Origin of the sequence: Saccharomonospora iraqiensis subsp. iraqiensis (assembly GCF_000430445.1) — a bacterium.
In the GTDB taxonomy this organism is placed as follows: domain Bacteria; phylum Actinomycetota; class Actinomycetes; order Mycobacteriales; family Pseudonocardiaceae; genus Saccharomonospora; species Saccharomonospora iraqiensis.
Genome location: NZ_KE387135.1, coordinates 56,758 through 71,913 on the forward strand (window position 1 = coordinate 56,758; position 15,156 = coordinate 71,913).

At 68.2% G+C, this 15,156-nt stretch carries 17 protein-coding genes, 1 tRNA gene and 1 pseudogene; 8 read left to right on the forward strand and 11 right to left on the reverse strand.

What is annotated here, in order from left to right; translation table 11 throughout:
* Positions 1-332: 332 nt before the first annotated feature.
* On the reverse strand, positions 333-515 hold the full coding sequence (locus ACTIR_RS0120210; protein WP_026455634.1) for a hypothetical protein: 183 nt from the start codon (positions 513-515) through the stop codon (positions 333-335).
* A 223-nt stretch (positions 516-738) separates the two neighbouring features.
* Between ACTIR_RS0120210 and ACTIR_RS0120215 the strand changes: the two genes are divergently transcribed.
* Entirely contained in the window at positions 739-1,992 is a 1,254-nt protein-coding gene (locus ACTIR_RS0120215) for an ABC transporter substrate-binding protein (protein WP_007024634.1), read from the forward strand.
* Positions 1,993-2,118: 126 nt separating this feature from the next.
* On the opposite strand, the gene ACTIR_RS0120220 is transcribed toward ACTIR_RS0120215, so the two are convergent.
* From ACTIR_RS0120220 to ACTIR_RS24565, 4 genes are read right to left on the reverse strand one after another with little or no spacing between them, the layout of a single operon-like run.
* Positions 2,119-2,847 carry an ABC transporter ATP-binding protein gene (locus tag ACTIR_RS0120220; protein ID WP_007024635.1) on the reverse strand — a complete coding sequence of 243 codons (729 nt, stop codon included), beginning with the start codon at positions 2,845-2,847 and terminating at the stop codon, positions 2,119-2,121.
* Positions 2,840-3,715, reverse strand: coding sequence for an ABC transporter ATP-binding protein (locus ACTIR_RS0120225; protein ID WP_026455635.1), 876 nt, complete (start codon positions 3,713-3,715; stop codon positions 2,840-2,842). Before ACTIR_RS0120225 ends, ACTIR_RS0120220 begins: the two co-directional genes overlap by 8 nt.
* On the reverse strand, positions 3,705-4,697 hold the full coding sequence (locus ACTIR_RS0120230; RefSeq protein ID WP_026455636.1) for a branched-chain amino acid ABC transporter permease: 993 nt from the start codon (positions 4,695-4,697) through the stop codon (positions 3,705-3,707). Before ACTIR_RS0120230 ends, ACTIR_RS0120225 begins: the two co-directional genes overlap by 11 nt.
* A 9-nt stretch (positions 4,698-4,706) precedes the next feature.
* Positions 4,707-5,702 carry a branched-chain amino acid ABC transporter permease gene (locus tag ACTIR_RS24565; protein ID WP_084789647.1) on the reverse strand — a complete coding sequence of 332 codons (996 nt, stop codon included), beginning with the start codon at positions 5,700-5,702 and terminating at the stop codon, positions 4,707-4,709.
* A gap of 193 nt (positions 5,703-5,895) precedes the next feature.
* On the opposite strand from ACTIR_RS24565, the gene ACTIR_RS0120240 reads away from it, so the two are divergent.
* The 4 genes from ACTIR_RS0120240 (at position 5,896) to ACTIR_RS0120255 (ending at position 8,560) form a co-directional block, all read left to right on the forward strand.
* Positions 5,896-6,123: a hypothetical protein gene (locus ACTIR_RS0120240; RefSeq protein WP_026455637.1), complete on the forward strand. Its 228-nt coding sequence runs from the start codon at positions 5,896-5,898 to the stop codon at positions 6,121-6,123.
* A gap of 293 nt (positions 6,124-6,416) precedes the next feature.
* The gene (locus ACTIR_RS0120245) at positions 6,417-6,620 is read left to right on the forward strand and encodes a cold-shock protein (RefSeq protein WP_007024643.1); all 204 of its coding nucleotides are present in this window, start codon (positions 6,417-6,419) and stop codon (positions 6,618-6,620) included.
* Positions 6,621-6,711: 91 nt separating this feature from the next.
* Positions 6,712-6,948 carry a hypothetical protein gene (locus ACTIR_RS0120250; protein WP_026455638.1) on the forward strand — a complete coding sequence of 79 codons (237 nt, stop codon included), beginning with the start codon at positions 6,712-6,714 and terminating at the stop codon, positions 6,946-6,948.
* A gap of 370 nt (positions 6,949-7,318) precedes the next feature.
* Positions 7,319-8,560, forward strand: coding sequence for an acyl-CoA dehydrogenase family protein (locus ACTIR_RS0120255; protein ID WP_034241208.1), 1,242 nt, complete (start codon positions 7,319-7,321; stop codon positions 8,558-8,560).
* Here ACTIR_RS0120255 and ACTIR_RS0120260 read toward each other — a convergent pair.
* From ACTIR_RS0120260 to ACTIR_RS24575, 5 genes are read right to left on the reverse strand one after another with little or no spacing between them, the layout of a single operon-like run.
* Positions 8,532-9,101 carry a GAF domain-containing protein gene (locus ACTIR_RS0120260; RefSeq protein WP_026455640.1) on the reverse strand — a complete coding sequence of 190 codons (570 nt, stop codon included), beginning with the start codon at positions 9,099-9,101 and terminating at the stop codon, positions 8,532-8,534. The genes ACTIR_RS0120255 and ACTIR_RS0120260 overlap by 29 nt on opposite strands.
* Entirely contained in the window at positions 9,098-9,745 is a 648-nt protein-coding gene (locus ACTIR_RS24570; RefSeq protein ID WP_052583977.1) for a GTP-binding protein, read from the reverse strand. The genes ACTIR_RS0120260 and ACTIR_RS24570 overlap by 4 nt, the downstream gene beginning before the upstream one ends.
* On the reverse strand, positions 9,723-10,106 hold the full coding sequence (locus tag ACTIR_RS0120270; RefSeq protein WP_034241247.1) for a DUF742 domain-containing protein: 384 nt from the start codon (positions 10,104-10,106) through the stop codon (positions 9,723-9,725). The genes ACTIR_RS24570 and ACTIR_RS0120270 overlap by 23 nt, the downstream gene beginning before the upstream one ends.
* A 2-nt stretch (positions 10,107-10,108) precedes the next feature.
* The gene (locus tag ACTIR_RS0120275) at positions 10,109-10,522 is read right to left on the reverse strand and encodes a roadblock/LC7 domain-containing protein (protein ID WP_026455642.1); all 414 of its coding nucleotides are present in this window, start codon (positions 10,520-10,522) and stop codon (positions 10,109-10,111) included.
* The gene (locus ACTIR_RS24575; protein ID WP_052583978.1) at positions 10,510-12,309 is read right to left on the reverse strand and encodes an ATP-binding protein; all 1,800 of its coding nucleotides are present in this window, start codon (positions 12,307-12,309) and stop codon (positions 10,510-10,512) included. Before ACTIR_RS24575 ends, ACTIR_RS0120275 begins: the two co-directional genes overlap by 13 nt.
* A 636-nt stretch (positions 12,310-12,945) precedes the next feature.
* Here ACTIR_RS24575 and ACTIR_RS27630 point away from each other — a divergent pair.
* Both ACTIR_RS27630 and ACTIR_RS27635 read left to right on the forward strand, forming a co-directional pair.
* Positions 12,946-13,986: pseudogene (locus ACTIR_RS27630) on the forward strand (cation:proton antiporter domain-containing protein); the annotation flags it as partial.
* A 227-nt stretch (positions 13,987-14,213) separates the two neighbouring features.
* A complete protein-coding gene (locus ACTIR_RS27635) occupies positions 14,214-14,624 on the forward strand; it encodes an NAD-binding protein (RefSeq protein ID WP_233345958.1) in 411 nt (136 codons plus the stop codon).
* 15 nt (positions 14,625-14,639) lie between these two features.
* On the opposite strand, the gene ACTIR_RS0120290 is transcribed toward ACTIR_RS27635, so the two are convergent.
* Positions 14,640-14,713 (reverse strand) — tRNA-Leu (locus ACTIR_RS0120290).
* A 113-nt stretch (positions 14,714-14,826) separates the two neighbouring features.
* On the opposite strand from ACTIR_RS0120290, the gene ACTIR_RS0120295 reads away from it, so the two are divergent.
* Complete coding sequence (locus ACTIR_RS0120295) at positions 14,827-15,048, forward strand: DUF3618 domain-containing protein (protein WP_007024646.1); 222 nt, start codon at positions 14,827-14,829, stop codon at positions 15,046-15,048.
* The last annotated feature ends 108 nt before the right edge of the window (positions 15,049-15,156 follow it).

Consider the following 15,156-nt stretch of genomic DNA (forward strand, 5'->3'; position numbering starts at 1 on the left):
GGGCGCCGATCGCCGGCGCGGCGGGTGCCGCGTCGTCGGCCGAGGACGGGCCGCAGGCGGTGAGCGCGAGCACCGCGCACAGTACGCCGACAGGCCCTCGCGTTCGCACAGCCGTACTCCCTGGTCCGATCGTCCGGTCTCGTTGCTCCGTTCGGCGGCGCACACGCCGCCACCTCTACTGTGTCGGCGACGGTCCGGGCTATCCACCCGGGGCGGGGAGTCGTCGCAGATCCGGTTCCGGGATGTGTCTTCGTCGTAATGTGCACCCGGCCCCGCGGTGGCCGCGGTCACGACCGAGAGGGTGCCCGACCGGGTGTGGCGCCGGTGTTACCTCAGACGGCGATCGCGAAGACGAGGATGAACACGGCCAGGCCCGCGAGCCAGATCACGATCAGCCAGCCCCAGTCCCGCCAGGGGTCGAGCCCCCGGCTGTCCTCGCCCGGGACGTAGACACCACGCCTCTCGAACCGGTCGGCCCAGCGCTCGGGCCAGCGGAGCAGGCGTCGAGGGGTCACTGCTGCACCTCCTCCGCGTCGTCCGGCGCCGCTCACCCGGCGTCACGGCCACGATACTCCGGGCGAGTGGACCTGCCCGCAAGTCAACGACACGTATCGATCCGCTGCGGTGTGTTCCCGGTGCGGGCCGAACGATCTAGTCTCGCACTCTCGCAAGGACAGCCGGGGGCGGGGTGACACCGCCGCCCGGCCGCCCACGGACCCGGATGATGGGAGGCGGAGGATGCGAGCATCGGCCTGGTGGCGATCCGCGATCTTCCTGAGCGTCACGGCACTGGTGGCCACCGCGTGTGCGACCGGTGGAAATCAGCAGGGAGGAGGCGGTGACGGGGGGAACGGCGTACTCGATCTCGGGTACGTGCTCCCGGAGACGGGGCAGCTCGCCTTCCTCGGCCCACCACAGATCGAGTCGGTCGGACTCGCGATCTCCGACATCAACGAGGCGGGCGGGGTGCTCGGCGAGCCGATCCCCGAGGTGGTGGGCAGCGACGAGGCCGGCCAGGTCGGCGTCGCGGTCGACTCCGCGCGCCGGGTGCTCTCCTCCGGGGTCGACGCGGTGATCGGTGCGGCGGCCTCCGGGATGTCGCTCGCGATCATCGACAACATCACCGGCTCCGGGGTGGTGCAGTGCTCCGGTTCGAACACCGCCGCGACGTTCAGTGACTACAACGACGGCGGCTTCTACTTCCGCACCGCACCGAGCGACAACCTGCAGGCCCCGGTACTGGCCGACGTGATCACCGGCGACGGGCACCAACGGGTCGCCATCGCCGCCCGCGCCGACGACTACGGCCGGGGACTGATGGAGGCGACCAGGACGGCCCTGGAGGAGCAGGGCGCCGAGGTCGTGGTCTCCGAGACCTACGACCCCGAGGCCACCAACTTCGACCAGGTCGCCCAGCAGGTCAGCGGTGCGGACCCGGACGCGGCGCTGGTCGTCGCGTTCGAGGAGGGTGCGCAGGTGCTGCAGGCCATGGTGGAGGCGGGCGCGGGTCCGCAGGACATCGGCATCTACGGCACGGACGGCCTCCGCAGTGCCGAGTTGGCCGACCTCGTGTCGCCGAACGACCCCGGACTGATCTCGGGGATGAAGGGCACGGCACCGACGGCCGAGAACGACGACTACAGCGCCCGGCTCAAGGAGTTCGCGCCCGAGCTCACCGAGATGCAGTTCGCGCCGCAGGTCTACGACTGTGTGACCACCATCGCGCTGGCCGCCGAGGCCACCGGGTCCGACGACCCGGGCGCGTTCGTCTCCCAGATGAACGGGGTCACCCGGGACGGTGAGAAGTGCACCTCGTTCGCCGACTGCAAGGCGTTGCTCGACGAGGGCACCGACATCGACTACGACGGGGTCAGCGGGCCGCTCGACTTCGTGGAGGCCGGTGAGCCCGGCACCGCGACGTTCGACGTCTACACCTACGACGACAACGGCGAACTCCAGACCCTGGAGACCAAGCAGGGCTCGGTCGACTGACCACCCGGCCGCCGGTGTGCCGTGAAGGACTCCTTCGCTGCGTGTGATGCGGTGCAGGAGTCCTTCACGGCACCGGGCGCAGGCAAGGGGGCCTTCACGGCACACCCGGCCGGGTGCGTGGACGGGTCAGCGGGCGCGGGCGAGGGTGCCCAGGTAGAGCTCGATGACCTTCTCGTCGTGCAGGAGGTCCGCGCCGGTGCCGGTGTAGGCGTTGGTGCCCTGGTCGAGGACGTACCCGCGGTCGCAGATCTGCAGACACCGGCGGGCGTTCTGCTCCACCATCAGCACCGCCACGCCCGCGGAGTTGATCTGCCGGACCCGGTCGAACACCTGGTCCTGGTACAGCGGCGACAGCCCCGCCGACGGTTCGTCCAGCAGGAGCACCTCCGGCCGCATCATCAGCGCCCGCGCCATCGCCAGCATCTGCCGCTCCCCGCCGGACAGGGAGTCGGCCTTCTGCCCACGCCGCTGCCCGAGCAGCGGGAACAGCTCCTCGACGAAGTCCCGGCGCCCGGTGAACGCCTTCGGCCGCAGATACGTGCCCATCCGCAGGTTCTCCTCCACGGTCAGGGTGGAGAACACGTTGTCCCGTTGCGGCACGTACCCGAGCCCGCGGGAGACCAGCGTGTGCGCGGGTTTGTTGGTCAGGTCGGCCCCGCGGAACCGCACGCTGCCGCTGCGCACCCGCAGCAGTCCGAACACGGCCTTCACCAGGGTCGACTTGCCCGCGCCGTTCGGCCCGACGATCCCGACGATCTCGCCGGGACCCAGTTCGAGGCCGCAGCCGCGCAGGATGTCCACCCCGGGGACATAGCCCGCGTACACCTCCTCGGCCACCAGGAGGGGCTCACTCATCGTCGGCCTCCGTTCCCCGCGCTCCCGGTTCGTCGTGGTGGCTGCCGAGGTAGGCGTCGATCACGGCCGGGTTCGCCCCGACCGCGTCCGGCGGCCCCTCCGCGACCACCCCGCCCTCCGCCATGCACACCACCCAGTCGCTGATGCCCATGACGACGTCCATGTCGTGCTCGACGAAGCACACGGTCAGGCCCTCGTCCCGCAGGTCGGTGATGTGCCCCAGCAGCGACTGGGTCAGTGCGGGATTCACCCCGGCCATCGGTTCGTCCAGCATGACCATCGTCGGCCGCACCATCAGGGCCCGCGCGAGCTCCAGCAGTTTCCGTTGGCCGCCGGAGAGCGTGCCCGCGTACTCGTCGCGCATGTGCGCCAGCCGGAACCGTTCGAGCAGCTCGTCGGCACGCCGTTCGATCCGCTTCTCCTGACCGGTCCACACCGGCGGGAGCAGGGACAGCAGCAGGTGCTCGCCGCGCTGGCCGCGCGCGGCCAGCTTCATGTTGTCCAGCACCGAGAGCTTCGACAGGGTCCGGGTGAGCTGGAAGGTGCGCACCAGCCCTCCCCGCGCGATGCGGTGCGCGGGTCTGCCCGCGATCGTGGTCCCGTCGAACGACCAGGTGCCCGCGTCGGCACGGTCGAACCCGCTCAGCACGTTGAACAGGGTGCTCTTGCCCGCCCCGTTCGGGCCGATCAGTGCGGTGATGGTGCCGCGCTGGATCTCCAGGTGGTCCACGTGGACGGCGGTGAGGCCGCCGAAGGCGCGGGTGACCCCGTCCGCGGTCAGCACCGGGTCCGGTTTGGCGACGCCGGGTTCGGCCGGGACCGCGGCCAACGGGTCGTCGGGGGCGTCGGTGGGCGTGTCAGCGGGCATCGAGCAGCATCTCCTTGCGACTGCCGAGAATGCCTTGCGGCCGGAAGATCATGAGCAGCATCAGCCCCAGGCCGACCAGTGCCATCCGCAGCGCACCGACCTCGGACTCGTCGATCACGGTCGGGGGGACGATCCCGTTCGAGATGGCCTCCCGCAACAGGCTGTCCAGGAAGGTCAGGATCGCCCAGAACAGGGCCGACCCGAGGATCGGGCCGAACACCCGTCCCGCGCCGCCGAGCACCAGCAGCGTGTAGAGGTAGAAGGTGACCACGGGGTCGTAGCTGTCCGGGTTCACCGACTGGTTCTGGATCGCCAGCAGCATCCCGGCGATCGAGCCGAGCGCACCACCGAGGACCAGGCTGGCCATCTTGTACGTGTAGACGCTCTTGCCGAGGCTGCGGACCGCGTCCTCGTCCTCGCGCACGGAACGCAGCACGCGGCCCCACGGGCTGCGCACCAGCAGCCAGACCACCAGCGTGGCCACGGCGACCAGACCCCAGGACACCGTCAGCACCCACATGTCCCGGGCACTGAACATCAGTGTCAGGAACTGGTACTGGTTCGGCGGGAACGGGTTGACCGCGTAGAAGTCGTTCGCGAACTGCTGCAGTCCGAACACGCCGCCGGTGACCGGCTCGGACCATTCCGAGCGGTAGAACAGTCGCAAAATTTCGCCCGCCGAGATGGTGGCGATCGCGAGGTACTCGGCGCGTAATCGGAGGGTGGGCAGTCCCAGCAGCAGCGCCAGCGCCACGGAGCAGGCGAGGCCGACGAACACCCCGGCGGCGAGCGACAGGCCGAACGTCGAGACCGAGACGGCGACGCCGTAGGCGCCCACCAGCATGAACGCGACCTGCCCGAAGTTGAGCAGACCCGTGTAGCCGAAGTGCAGGTTGAGCCCGACGGCGGACAGCGCGTACACGGCCGCGATCGGCCCGATCCCGGCACGCAGCGCGTCGGAGAGGATGACTTCCCAGTTCATGTGTACCGCCTAGCCCACTCGTTCCGGCCGGCCGAGGATCCCCTGCGGTCGCACCAGCAGGACGACGATGAGCGCGAGCAGCGCCCAGGCGTTCTGCAGATCGACCGGGAACCAGAGGCTGGAGCCCTGCGCGACGATGCCGATGACGAAGCTGCCCGCCATCGCCCCGTACGCCGAGCCGAGCCCGCCGAGGATGATCCCGGCGATCATCAGCAGCAGCAGCCGGAAGCCCATGTCCCAGGTCACGATCTCGGCGAGTCCGAAGAAGACCCCACCGAGCGCGGCCAGGGCCCCACCCAGCAGCCACACGAACAGCACCACACGCTGCACGTCGATGCCCGAGGCCTCGGCCAGGTCCCGGTTGGCCGAGACCGCGCGGATGGCCGTGCCGATGCGGGTCTTCTGCAACAGCAGGGCGAGGCCGACCAGCACGAGCACGGACAGCACCGTGATCGTGAGGTCCCGGGGGGTGATGCCGACGGGGCCGAGGGTGAGCGGCTCCTGGAGGTCGTACTCCCGGTACGAGCCCGGTCTGCTGCCGAAGATTACGAGCGTGAGATGTCGCAGCAGCAGGGACAGTCCGATCGCCACGATGAACGCGTTGATCATTCCGGTACCGCGTCTGCGCAGCGGTCGCCACAGCCCGATCTCCGCGATCGCCCCGATGACCGCGCCGACCACGACGGCGATCGCGGCCGCGGCGACGATGTGCAGACCGGGCCCCGCGGCGGCGACGTTGACGAAGAAGGCGACGACGGCGCCGAGGGTGACCAGTTCACCGTGCGCGAAGTTGATCAGATGCGTCGTGCCGAAGACGAGTGAGAGCCCGACGGCCGTGATCGCGATGATGGCGCCGAACTGGATGCCGTCGACGAGAGCCTGTGCCGCGCGGGCGGGGAAGGACGGGGGACGGGGTGCCCCGTCGCCCTGTGCCGCGGCGGTGGCCGGCGCCAGTGCCGCGGACGTGAGGACGAACGCGGGGACGAGGAGTCGGGATAGCCGCACTGCCACCTCACGCCGGTCGGGGTCGTGTTGGGCGATCAAGTGTAAGCACAGTTACCTCGTCTGAGTGGCCCCGAACGTGATCGTTACCAGATGTAGTCATGGCGCGCGTCACGGACGCCTGTGCGTCATACCTGACTCCTCCTTTTGTCTGCACCTGTAGTCCGTTCGGGGGACTTCGAAGGAGTGGAATGTGATGGAGGAACGAACGTCGCTGGTGCTGAGCGCCCTCACCGCCGCGCACCGGGAACTCGCCGAGCTCATCGAGGCGCTGCGCGCGGGGCGGGTGTCGGTGACCCGGCAGCACGACCTGGCCGCGCGGCTCATCGAGGCGGGCGACCTGCTCGACGAGCACGCCGACCGGCAGGCCTCGGCGGGCAACGGGCACGCCGACGGCTTCGGCTTCCGGGACAGCGCCGAGTGAGTGACGGTGCCGTGGCGGGCTTCCGGGGAGGGGGGTGCGACGGCGCCTTTTCCCCGCCCGGGGTGGTGGGGTAGGCTTCCGGAGGTGCCGGGAACAAGCCCGGTACCTCAGGGCGTTGCCCTGAACAGTCGCAAGTTTTGCGTGTTCGTGTTCGTTCACGTCCGCGGAAATCGGTTGCGGGCGTGTCGCTTGTCCTCGCGTAGCTGGAGTGGTGGCCGTTCGAACCTTGCGGCTGCCCGTGGCCGCTCGGTGCGGCCACGAGAAACCACACTTCGAGCTTACGGAGGTACGACATGACCCAGGGAACCGTGAAGTGGTTCAACAGCGAAAAGGGCTTCGGCTTCATCGCCCCCGATGAGGGCGACGGCGACGTCTTCGTGCACTACTCCGAGATCGAGGGCCGCGGCTTCCGCAGCCTCGACGACGGCCAGCGCGTCGCCTTCACGGTCGGCCAGGGCACCAAGGGCCCGCAGGCCACCGGCGTCCAGGCGCTCTGAGCGAAGCCCGCTTCGACGCAGCCTGAGAAGGCCGTCCGTCACCGGGGACACACCCGGTGGCGGACGGCCGTCCCCGGCGATCGGAGTCGCGGTGTCCGCGTGCCACGTGGCCGCCGAACCGTCGACACCCCACGACGAGGGACTGATCTTTCTTTTGACGACATTCATCTCCACCGAGTCCGATTCCTCCGCCGCCGACGTGGCACCCGTGCGGTTCAGCCACACCACCAGCGAGGAACCGGTGGACTACTCCGAGTTCGTGCCGCGGAGGAACGCGACGACCGTGGACCCGCTCCGCACGCCGTTCGCACTGCCGGCCGACCACTGACCGGACACACACCTGGGCCGCCCCGCGTATTCGAGCGGATCGGCACCATATAGGACATTTGGTACTCACACACTGAGTTGTGTGGCCAACTTCTTTCCGTGATGTTCTGACTACACTGAGCGCAGGTTGACTCTCCGTTCGTGACAGTCCCCTGCAGACACCCGCGGATGCGAACCGCCCGGCGCCGGGACGAAGCCCCGGACAGCCTCTCACGAGACTCTGTGTCAACACGATGCATCGGACCGCCTTTCAAGATCACCATGAAGGCGGTACTCCGGCGACCGCACGGTGAAATAGCGTGTCCGGGTACGCGTGCGGCCGAACGAAGTTGAACACAGCAAGCTCGGGAGTATTGTTGAGCCACGAGAGCGTGACGGACGACTATTTCACGACCGATGTGCACCGTCGGCTCCGCGAAGAGGTGCGGGAGTTCGCGGAGACCACGGTGCGGCCACAAGTGGCCGACATGGAACAGTCGCGTTCGGTGGACCACAAGATGTCCCGCTTGATCGCGGAGAAGGGTTGGATCGGTGTGACGGTCCAACCGGCATACGGCGGGTTGGGACTGGGGCATCTCGCCAAGACGATCGTCATCGAGGAGTTGGCGAGAGTCAGTGGCGCGATGGGTGCGATGGCGCAGGCATCGCAGTTGGGCGTCGCCAAGATCCTGCACTTCGGTGACGAGGCCCAGAAGTGGCGATGGTTGCCGGCCGTGAGCACCGGGGAATGCCTGCCGACGATCGCGGTCACGGAGCCGGAGTCGGGCGGCCACGTGCTGGGAATGTCCATGAGCGCAGAACGCGACGGGGACGAGTACGTACTGAATGGACGGAAGGTCTTCGTCGGTAACAGTCACGTCGGTGACCTTCATGGTGTGGTGGCCCGTACCGGTCCTGGATCGAAGGGACTCTCGGCGTTCCTGGTTCCGTCCACGGCGCCCGGGCTGTCGCTGCCGGAGCACGGCACGGCGATGGGACTGCACGGGTTCAGCTTCGGTGAGCTGGTGTTCGACGACTGCCGTGTCCCGGCGGAGAACCTACTGGGCTCCGAAGGGGACGGTCTCAACGTCGCCTACTCGTCCAGCACCCTCTACGGTCGACCGAATCTGACGGCGGTGTCGCTGGGTATCCATCAGGCCATTGTGGAGGAAACCGCCCGCTTCGCCCGGGAGCACCAGCGCTACGGGCAGGCACTGGGGGAGCTGCCGACGGTCAAGCAGAAACTCGGACAGCTCCAGTCGGACCTGATGACCGCGCGGATTCTCGCGTACCACGCCGTCCACCTGCTGGACCAGGGTCTTCCGTGCGACACGGAGTTGATGAACGCGAAACTCGTCAACGTGGAGCTGTCCCTGAACGCGGCGCGCACCGCCATGGAGGTGCACGCCGCGTACGGACTCTCCGCCGATCGCTCACTGGAGCGCCTGGTCCGCGACGCCCACCACATCTACGCACCGGCGGGGACCTCGGACGTCCAGCGCCTGCGACTTGCCGAGAACGCACTCGGCAAGTCGCAGAGCCAGTGGTCGGTGCGGTTGGCGGAGGAAGTCCGCTCCAGTGCCGCCGCGCTGGAGGAACGCGGGACTACGTGCGACGCTGGATCAGCTGCATGACCTCGGCGGCCATGTCCTTCAGTGCGTGCAGTTCCGAACGGCCCCACGGGCGTGGCTCGGAGGCGACCGCGCAGATGGTACCCAGCGCGGTCCCCGTCTCCTCCTCGATCAGCGGCACACCCATGTAGGCGCGGATACCGATCTCGTCGACAACGGGGTTCCCCGCGAACCTCGGATAGTCGCACACATCCCCGAGGACCAGTGCCTTTCGGCGCACCACGACGTGGGGACAGTATCCGTGGTCACGGGCCATGACGCGGCCGGGCGACGCCTGTGCCGCGGTCCGTGCCGCGTCCAACGCCCCGGCGTTGGAGTTGTCGGGAGTGTACAGGCCGGCGAAGTACTGTTCGTTCTCGTTGATGAAGTTGACCATGGCGTACGGAGCGTTCGCCATGTCGGCCAGCCTCCCGGCGACCGCGTCGAACTCCGGCTCGGGCCGGCTGCCGAGGTCGAGCTTGCGCAGCCGGTCCGTCCGTTGTTCGAGCTCGGAATCCCACGGAGCGCTCAGCAGGTGGCGGTCGATGGAGAGATCGTTGTTCATGGTTCACTCCCGACTGGGTTGTAGGGTTCGGTGGAGGTTCGTCCCTGCCGGGTCGTGTCGAGAATGCTCTGCAGCAAAGTGATCAACACGCTGCTGGTCGACCCGGGATCACGGGCGTCACAACGGACGAGTGGTACGTGATCTTTCAGGGCGAGTGCGGTGCGTATCTCGTTGTTGTCGTACCGGTGTTGGTCGCCCTCGAACTCGTTCACCGCCACGAGGAAGCTGACACCCCGCGTCTCGAAGAACTCGACCGCGGCGAAACAGTCCTCCAGACGGCGCGTGTCCGCCAGGACGACCGCGCCGAGTGCTCCCTGGGACAGTTCGTTCCACATGAACCAGAAACGGTCCTGGCCAGGCGTGCCGAACAGGTAGAGCACCATGGACGGAAACGGCAGGGTCGGGTTCTCGACGGGAAACGTGATCCGGCCGAAGTCCAGTGCGACGGTGGTGGTCGACTTGTTCTCGATGCCGATGAGGCTGTCGACGTCGAGGCTGGCGGTGGTGAGCGTCTCCTCGGTGGTCAATGGTTCGATTTCGCTCACGGCGCCGACGAAGGTCGTCTTGCCCACACCGAAACCGCCCGCGACAAGAATCTTGAGTTGCAGCGGGAACTGCTCCTCATAGGCGCTTGAGGCCGACAATCAATGCCTCCAGTACTTCCGGGCTGTTTGTGTACTCATGGTCGGAGGTGGGGGCGCGTACGACGACGGCGCCTGATTCGACCAGATCCGAGAGCAACACCTTGGCCGCGATCACCGGCTGCCGGAGTTGTGCCGAGACCTCCGCGACGGATCTGGGTACACGGCACAATTGCAGGACCTCGGTGTGTTCGATCCCCAGCCACTGTTCGGCGATCGTTCCTCGTCCGGTGGCCTTGACCTGCGACATCAGGTCGAGGGTCGTGCTCGGCCTGGTACGCCCGTTGGTGGCGGTGTAAGGACGAACCCACAGTTCCGTGTGTTCGCCGTCCGTGTGCGGAAAGTTCTCGTCGCGACCGCTCATGGTCACCGGGATCCATTGTGCACATCCGACCCGGGCACCCGGTTGGGCGTGGTGAGATGGTCCGGGACCTGTTTGACGAGCATCTCGATCTCGTAACCCATGATGCGCGGGTCCACCTCACGACCCGCCAGTACCGCCAGCGCGCTGCCGGCCGAGGCCGCGGACACGAACAGCATGATGTCGCCGAGTTCCGTCACGACCTGACGGAAACCCGAACTGCCGGAGTCGCCGAAGCGGGTGCCGACCTGGTAGGAGAGCGAGCACATACTGCTGGCGAGAGCCGCGAGGGTGTCCTTGTCGTCATCGTCCAACCCGACCCAGTACTTGGGCAGTCCGTCGACCGAGAGCAACACCGCGCTGCGTGCTCCGGGCACGGCATCGATGAGCCGGTTGAGCAGGAGGGTCATGTCGGCCATGGATCGGAGGTCCCTTCGGTGTTCCTGATCTTCGGATGCGGACCGCTCTGGGGCGGTTCGTACTGCTGTTGGTCCGGCTGTGCCTGTTCGGCACGCCCGCGCCCCTCCAGGAGGGAGGCCATCAGGGTCGGGTTGTGGTCCGGGACGGACTGGGTGCGTTCCGGTGGCTCACGCAGCTGTTCCGGCATGTACGAGCCACGACGCTGGGGAAGCGCCGGCCGGTCGGACCGGCTCGAGGGGGTGGTGTCCTCTTCCGGGGCCTGCGTGTCCTGCCCTGCGGTGGTGGGACTGCCCTCCCCGGGATCGGCCGTGCCGTCGCGGTCCTGGAGACGGTGCTTCGGGAACGTCGCCCCGGGTCTGCGCACCGGCAACACGTCGGGCGGGGTGTCGTCCTCGCGCAGGAGCTCGTGGCAGTCGGTCGGGGTGTGCTCGTCCCGGAAGAGTTCACCGCTCGTGCTCTCCGAGGTCGGCCCGCCGGAGCGGGACGGCACGTGTGGGACCGCAGGGGAAGGCTGTGTCACCTCGGGTGTCCATCCCTCGTCCCCGACGGCCGGTCGCGACTGCGTGCGGGGCCACGGTTGAGGGGGTGCGCCGGCCGGGGTCCCGGCCGCGACCGGCGTCGCCGTCGCAGGGGTGGGAAGCGGGGCTCTCCTGTCCGGTCCGGGCGGTTCCGGTGTCACCTCGCGTGGCGGCGCCGGTTCCCCTGTGCCCTGTGGGCTCAGTGCACCCTGTTCGCCCAGCAACTCGTGCGGGATCACGACGGAGGTGTCCGTGCCACCGAAGATGTTGGGTTGCAGCTCGGCCCCGATACCGTGCCGCTGCGCGAGAATCTTCACCACGGCCAGCCCGATGCGACCGTCCTGGAGCAGTTGGCCGACATCCACCCGGGTCGAGTCGTGGAGCAGTCTGTTGAACCGCGCGAGGTCTTCACCGGACAGGCCGATCCCCCGGTCCTGCACCTGGATGGCGAGTCCCGCCGCCACGGGATGCGCGCGGAGCATCACCTTCGGGGCGTCGGGAGTGGTGAACGTGGTCGCGTTCTCCAGCAGTTCCGCCAAGAGGTGAATGATCTCGGCGACCACATGGCCACGGAATTTCACCTCGCGGATCGGAACGGTGGTGACCTGAGTGTAGTGCTCGATCTCCGCCACGGCGGCACGGAGCACCGCATTGGCCTCCACGGGGACGTTCGACCGTCGTTGTGGAGCCTCTCCTCCCAGGACGGCGAGATTCTCGACCTGGCGTCGGATACGGGTCGCGAGGTGGTCGATCGCATACAGCGACTTGAGCAGCTCGGGATCCTCGATCTCCTGTTCCACCGTGTCGATTCGGTGGATCAGCCGATTGACGAGTGACTGGAGGCGGTAGGCGAGTTTGCCGAAAACCTCCCGCCGCAGCCAGAGGTCGGCGTCCTGTCCCTGAGCGGGCTCGGCCGGGCCCGGCGCTTCTTCCGGCGACGTGACCGGTGTCGGGGCGGTCTCCGGCGTCGGGGCGGTCTCCGGTGCCGGGGCGCTCTCCGGCGTCGTCCCCGATCCCGCCTCCCCCTCGTTCGTGGACAGGCCGTCGTCCCGGGCGGGCGGTTCGTTCCCGAAAGCGGGGGCGACCCGGACGTGAGGGATTGTCTGACAGAGGAGGTGGGCCCGTCCCAGCGCCGCGAGTGACGCAAGGACGGAACCCGTGGCGACGATGATCGAGACCTGTGTCGCCGGCAGCCACTCCGCCCCGACCACGATGGCCCCGGCCCCGGCGAGCGCGACGACCGAGATCAGGGCGATGAACGTGGTCATCGCCAGTTGCGTACGGACCTCGTCGATGCCGCTGTGCCCGGCGATGACGCCGTGGGAATCGTATTGACGCCACCACCCTGACGGCGCTCCGTGTACCCCTCTGGACATGTCCGGCGTCTCCAAGGCAGACATCCGATCCTCTCTGGCGCAGGTGGTCGATCCTCAAACTCACACCTTCGCCGTATCCCTCGTAGCGGTACGAACACCAAAAGTGACTACGGTGCGGTCATGTTATCGCATCGAGATCATCCCGACGTCGCTCGGTTGATCGCTCCATCACGTGTGCTGCATCCCGGTGTGGTCGGCTGCGATCACTCCGCGGCGGCCGATGGCGCACGGGCCGCGGGTGATTCGTTCGACTGTGGGACTTTGTCACCGTCGTAGCAGTCAATGGTGACGCTATGTGCTTACACAGGATGATTATCGGCATCGACACGGTCAATACCTGGCGGCAAGTCGGTACCGGCAGATCGGTCACGGGACAGGACGTGTCCGATCCTGCCCACGGAGCACGTCTTCTCCCGGACGTACGGCGGAGCGGTGACCCGCGGGCTCCGAAGTGGTGGCTCGCGGCGGGCCGGGGGCGTTGCCCGTGGGTATCGTGCTGTCCGAGGGCAGCCGACCACGGAGTCGCCGATGGGTGCGCACGCTTTCGGCCTGTTCGCCGTCATCCTCGCGATCGCCGCGGGTGCGGCGCTGATCGCGACGCGCCTGCGGCAGCCGTTGATCGTCGCCTTCCTCGGCGTCGGCATCCTGGTAGGCCCGACGGGGACCGGCTGGGTCGTGGCCGACGGCACCATCGAGCTGCTGGCCCGCATGGGCATCGCGATCCTGCTCTTCCTCGTCGGCCTCCGACTCGATCTGCACCTCATCCGGAGTACCGGCCCGATCGCGCTGGCGACCGGGTTGGGGCAGATCGTGTTCACCTCGGGCGTCGGGTTCCTCATCGCCGTCGCGCTGGGCATGGACACGGTGAGTGCCCTCTACGTCGCGGTGGCGCTCACCTTCTCGTCCACGATCATCATCGTCAAACTGCTCTCCGACAAGCGGGAGCTGGAGCACCTGCACGGCCGGATCGCCGTCGGGTTCCTCATCGTCCAGGACATCGTCGTGGTTCTGGTGATGATCGTGCTGACCGCGTTCGGCCGGACCACGGGGGACAACCTCCTCCTCGACGTGAGCCTCGTGTTCGCCAAGGGCCTCGGGCTCGTGGCGGGCATCGCCGTGCTGAGCCGGTACGTGCTGCCGTGGTTGTCCCACCACATCGCCCGGTCCCAGGAACTCCTGCTGCTGTTCGGCATCGCGTACGCGGTGTCGGTGGCCGCGTTCAGCGACTGGCTGGGCTTCAGTTCCGAGGTGGGCGCCTTCCTCGCCGGGGTGTCATTGGCGGGGACGCCGTACCGGGACGCGCTCGGCGCCCGTCTGGTCAGCCTCCGGGACTTCCTGTTGCTGTTCTTCTTCCTGGACCTGGGCTCCCGCCTGGAGTTCACCGACGCCACTCGGCAGATCACCGAGGCGCTCGTGCTCTCGGTGTTCGTGCTCGTCGGGAACCCGCTCATCGTCGTGCTGATCATGGCGGCCATGCGGTACCCGGTGCGGGTCGGGTTCCTGGCCGGGTTGACCGTGGCACAGATCTCGGAGTTCTCGCTGATCCTCGCCGCGCTCGGACTGAGCCTGGGCCACATCACCAACGCCACCGTCGGCCTGATCACCGTGGTCGGGATCATCACGATCGGTGCCTCGACCTACCTGATCCTGTACTCGCACACGATCTACGAACGCATCAAGCACCGGATCGCGGTGTTCGAGCGTCGTGGACATCACCGGGCGACGTCCGGGAACCGGGGACGTTCGACGGGATCGTCTACGGACTGGGACGGTTCGGTGGTCACCTCGCCGAGCGGTTGGGCGACACCGGGCACCGCGTGCTCGCCGTGGACTTCGATCCGCACCGGGTGGGCGCCAACGACCGCACACAGGTCTCCGCGGTGTTCGGCAGCGCCGAGGATCTGCACTTCCTGGAGACCCTCCCGCTGTCCACCGTCCGCTACGTGATCAGCACCATCCCGGTTGCGGAGATCAACAAGGCGCTCCTGCACGGGTTGCGCCACCACGGATACGAGGGCGTGGTGGCCCTGACGGCACACACCGCGCGGGACGCGGCCCTGCTCCGGGAGGCCGGGGCCGACGTCGTGCTGGAACCGTTCGCCGCCGCCGCGGACGCGACCACCGAGGCCCTCGACCGGCTGGGACCACGCAGCGGTGGCGACGACCGCGGTGAAGACGACCGCTACGGGCGTGGGACAGCGGGGTGAGCTCCGCCGTCGCGGTGGGCCCGGTGGGAGTCGAACCCACACTGGCACGGACCTAAACCGTGTGCCTCTGCCTGTTGGGCTACGGGCCCGATACGCCTGTAGCGTAACGTGTGGGCCACCCGACGGCGTGGCCGGTGAGGCGTTCGCGGCACCCGTGATCTACCGTGACAGCCTGCGAAGAGGATGTGGCGAGGGAGGACACGTGGCGCGCGACCCGGAGACCATCGAACGCGACATCGAGAAGGCCAGGGAGCAGCTCGCGACGACCCTGGACCGGATCGGGGACAAGGCGAACCCGCAGAAGCTCGCGGACACCGCGCAGGCCGGTGTCCGGGCCAAGCTCGACGACCCGAGGATCAGGTACCCGCTCGTCGGCACCGGGGTGCTGGTCGCCGTGCTGCTGGTGCGCAAGCTGCTGCGCTGAGGTGATCCGGGAACGCCGGGTGGCTCGGGCGCGCCGGGATCCGGCACACCGCCCGGGCGGCCGGCGTTCCCGGACGGCGGGCGTTCCCGGACAGCGGGCACTCCCGGA

Excerpts from the sequence above, each read along its gene's own strand:
- ACTIR_RS0120225 (WP_026455635.1), bottom strand. The coding sequence starts at position 3,715 with ATGCCCGCTGACACGCCCACCGACGCCCCCGACGACCCGTTGGCCGCG.
- ACTIR_RS0120245 (WP_007024643.1), top strand. The coding sequence starts at position 6,417 with ATGACCCAGGGAACCGTGAAGTGGTTCAACAGCGAAAAGGGCTTCGGC.
- ACTIR_RS0120260 (WP_026455640.1), bottom strand. The coding sequence starts at position 9,101 with ATGAACAACGATCTCTCCATCGACCGCCACCTGCTGAGCGCTCCGTGG.
- ACTIR_RS0120275 (WP_026455642.1), bottom strand. The coding sequence starts at position 10,522 with ATGGCCGACATGACCCTCCTGCTCAACCGGCTCATCGATGCCGTGCCC.
- ACTIR_RS0120230 (WP_026455636.1), bottom strand. The coding sequence starts at position 4,697 with ATGAACTGGGAAGTCATCCTCTCCGACGCGCTGCGTGCCGGGATCGGG.
- ACTIR_RS0120270 (WP_034241247.1), bottom strand. The coding sequence starts at position 10,106 with ATGAGCGGTCGCGACGAGAACTTTCCGCACACGGACGGCGAACACACG.
- ACTIR_RS24575 (WP_052583978.1), bottom strand. The coding sequence starts at position 12,309 with ATGACCACGTTCATCGCCCTGATCTCGGTCGTCGCGCTCGCCGGGGCC.
- ACTIR_RS0120215 (WP_007024634.1), top strand. The coding sequence starts at position 739 with ATGCGAGCATCGGCCTGGTGGCGATCCGCGATCTTCCTGAGCGTCACG.
- ACTIR_RS0120220 (WP_007024635.1), bottom strand. The coding sequence starts at position 2,847 with ATGAGTGAGCCCCTCCTGGTGGCCGAGGAGGTGTACGCGGGCTATGTC.
- ACTIR_RS0120240 (WP_026455637.1), top strand. The coding sequence starts at position 5,896 with ATGGAGGAACGAACGTCGCTGGTGCTGAGCGCCCTCACCGCCGCGCAC.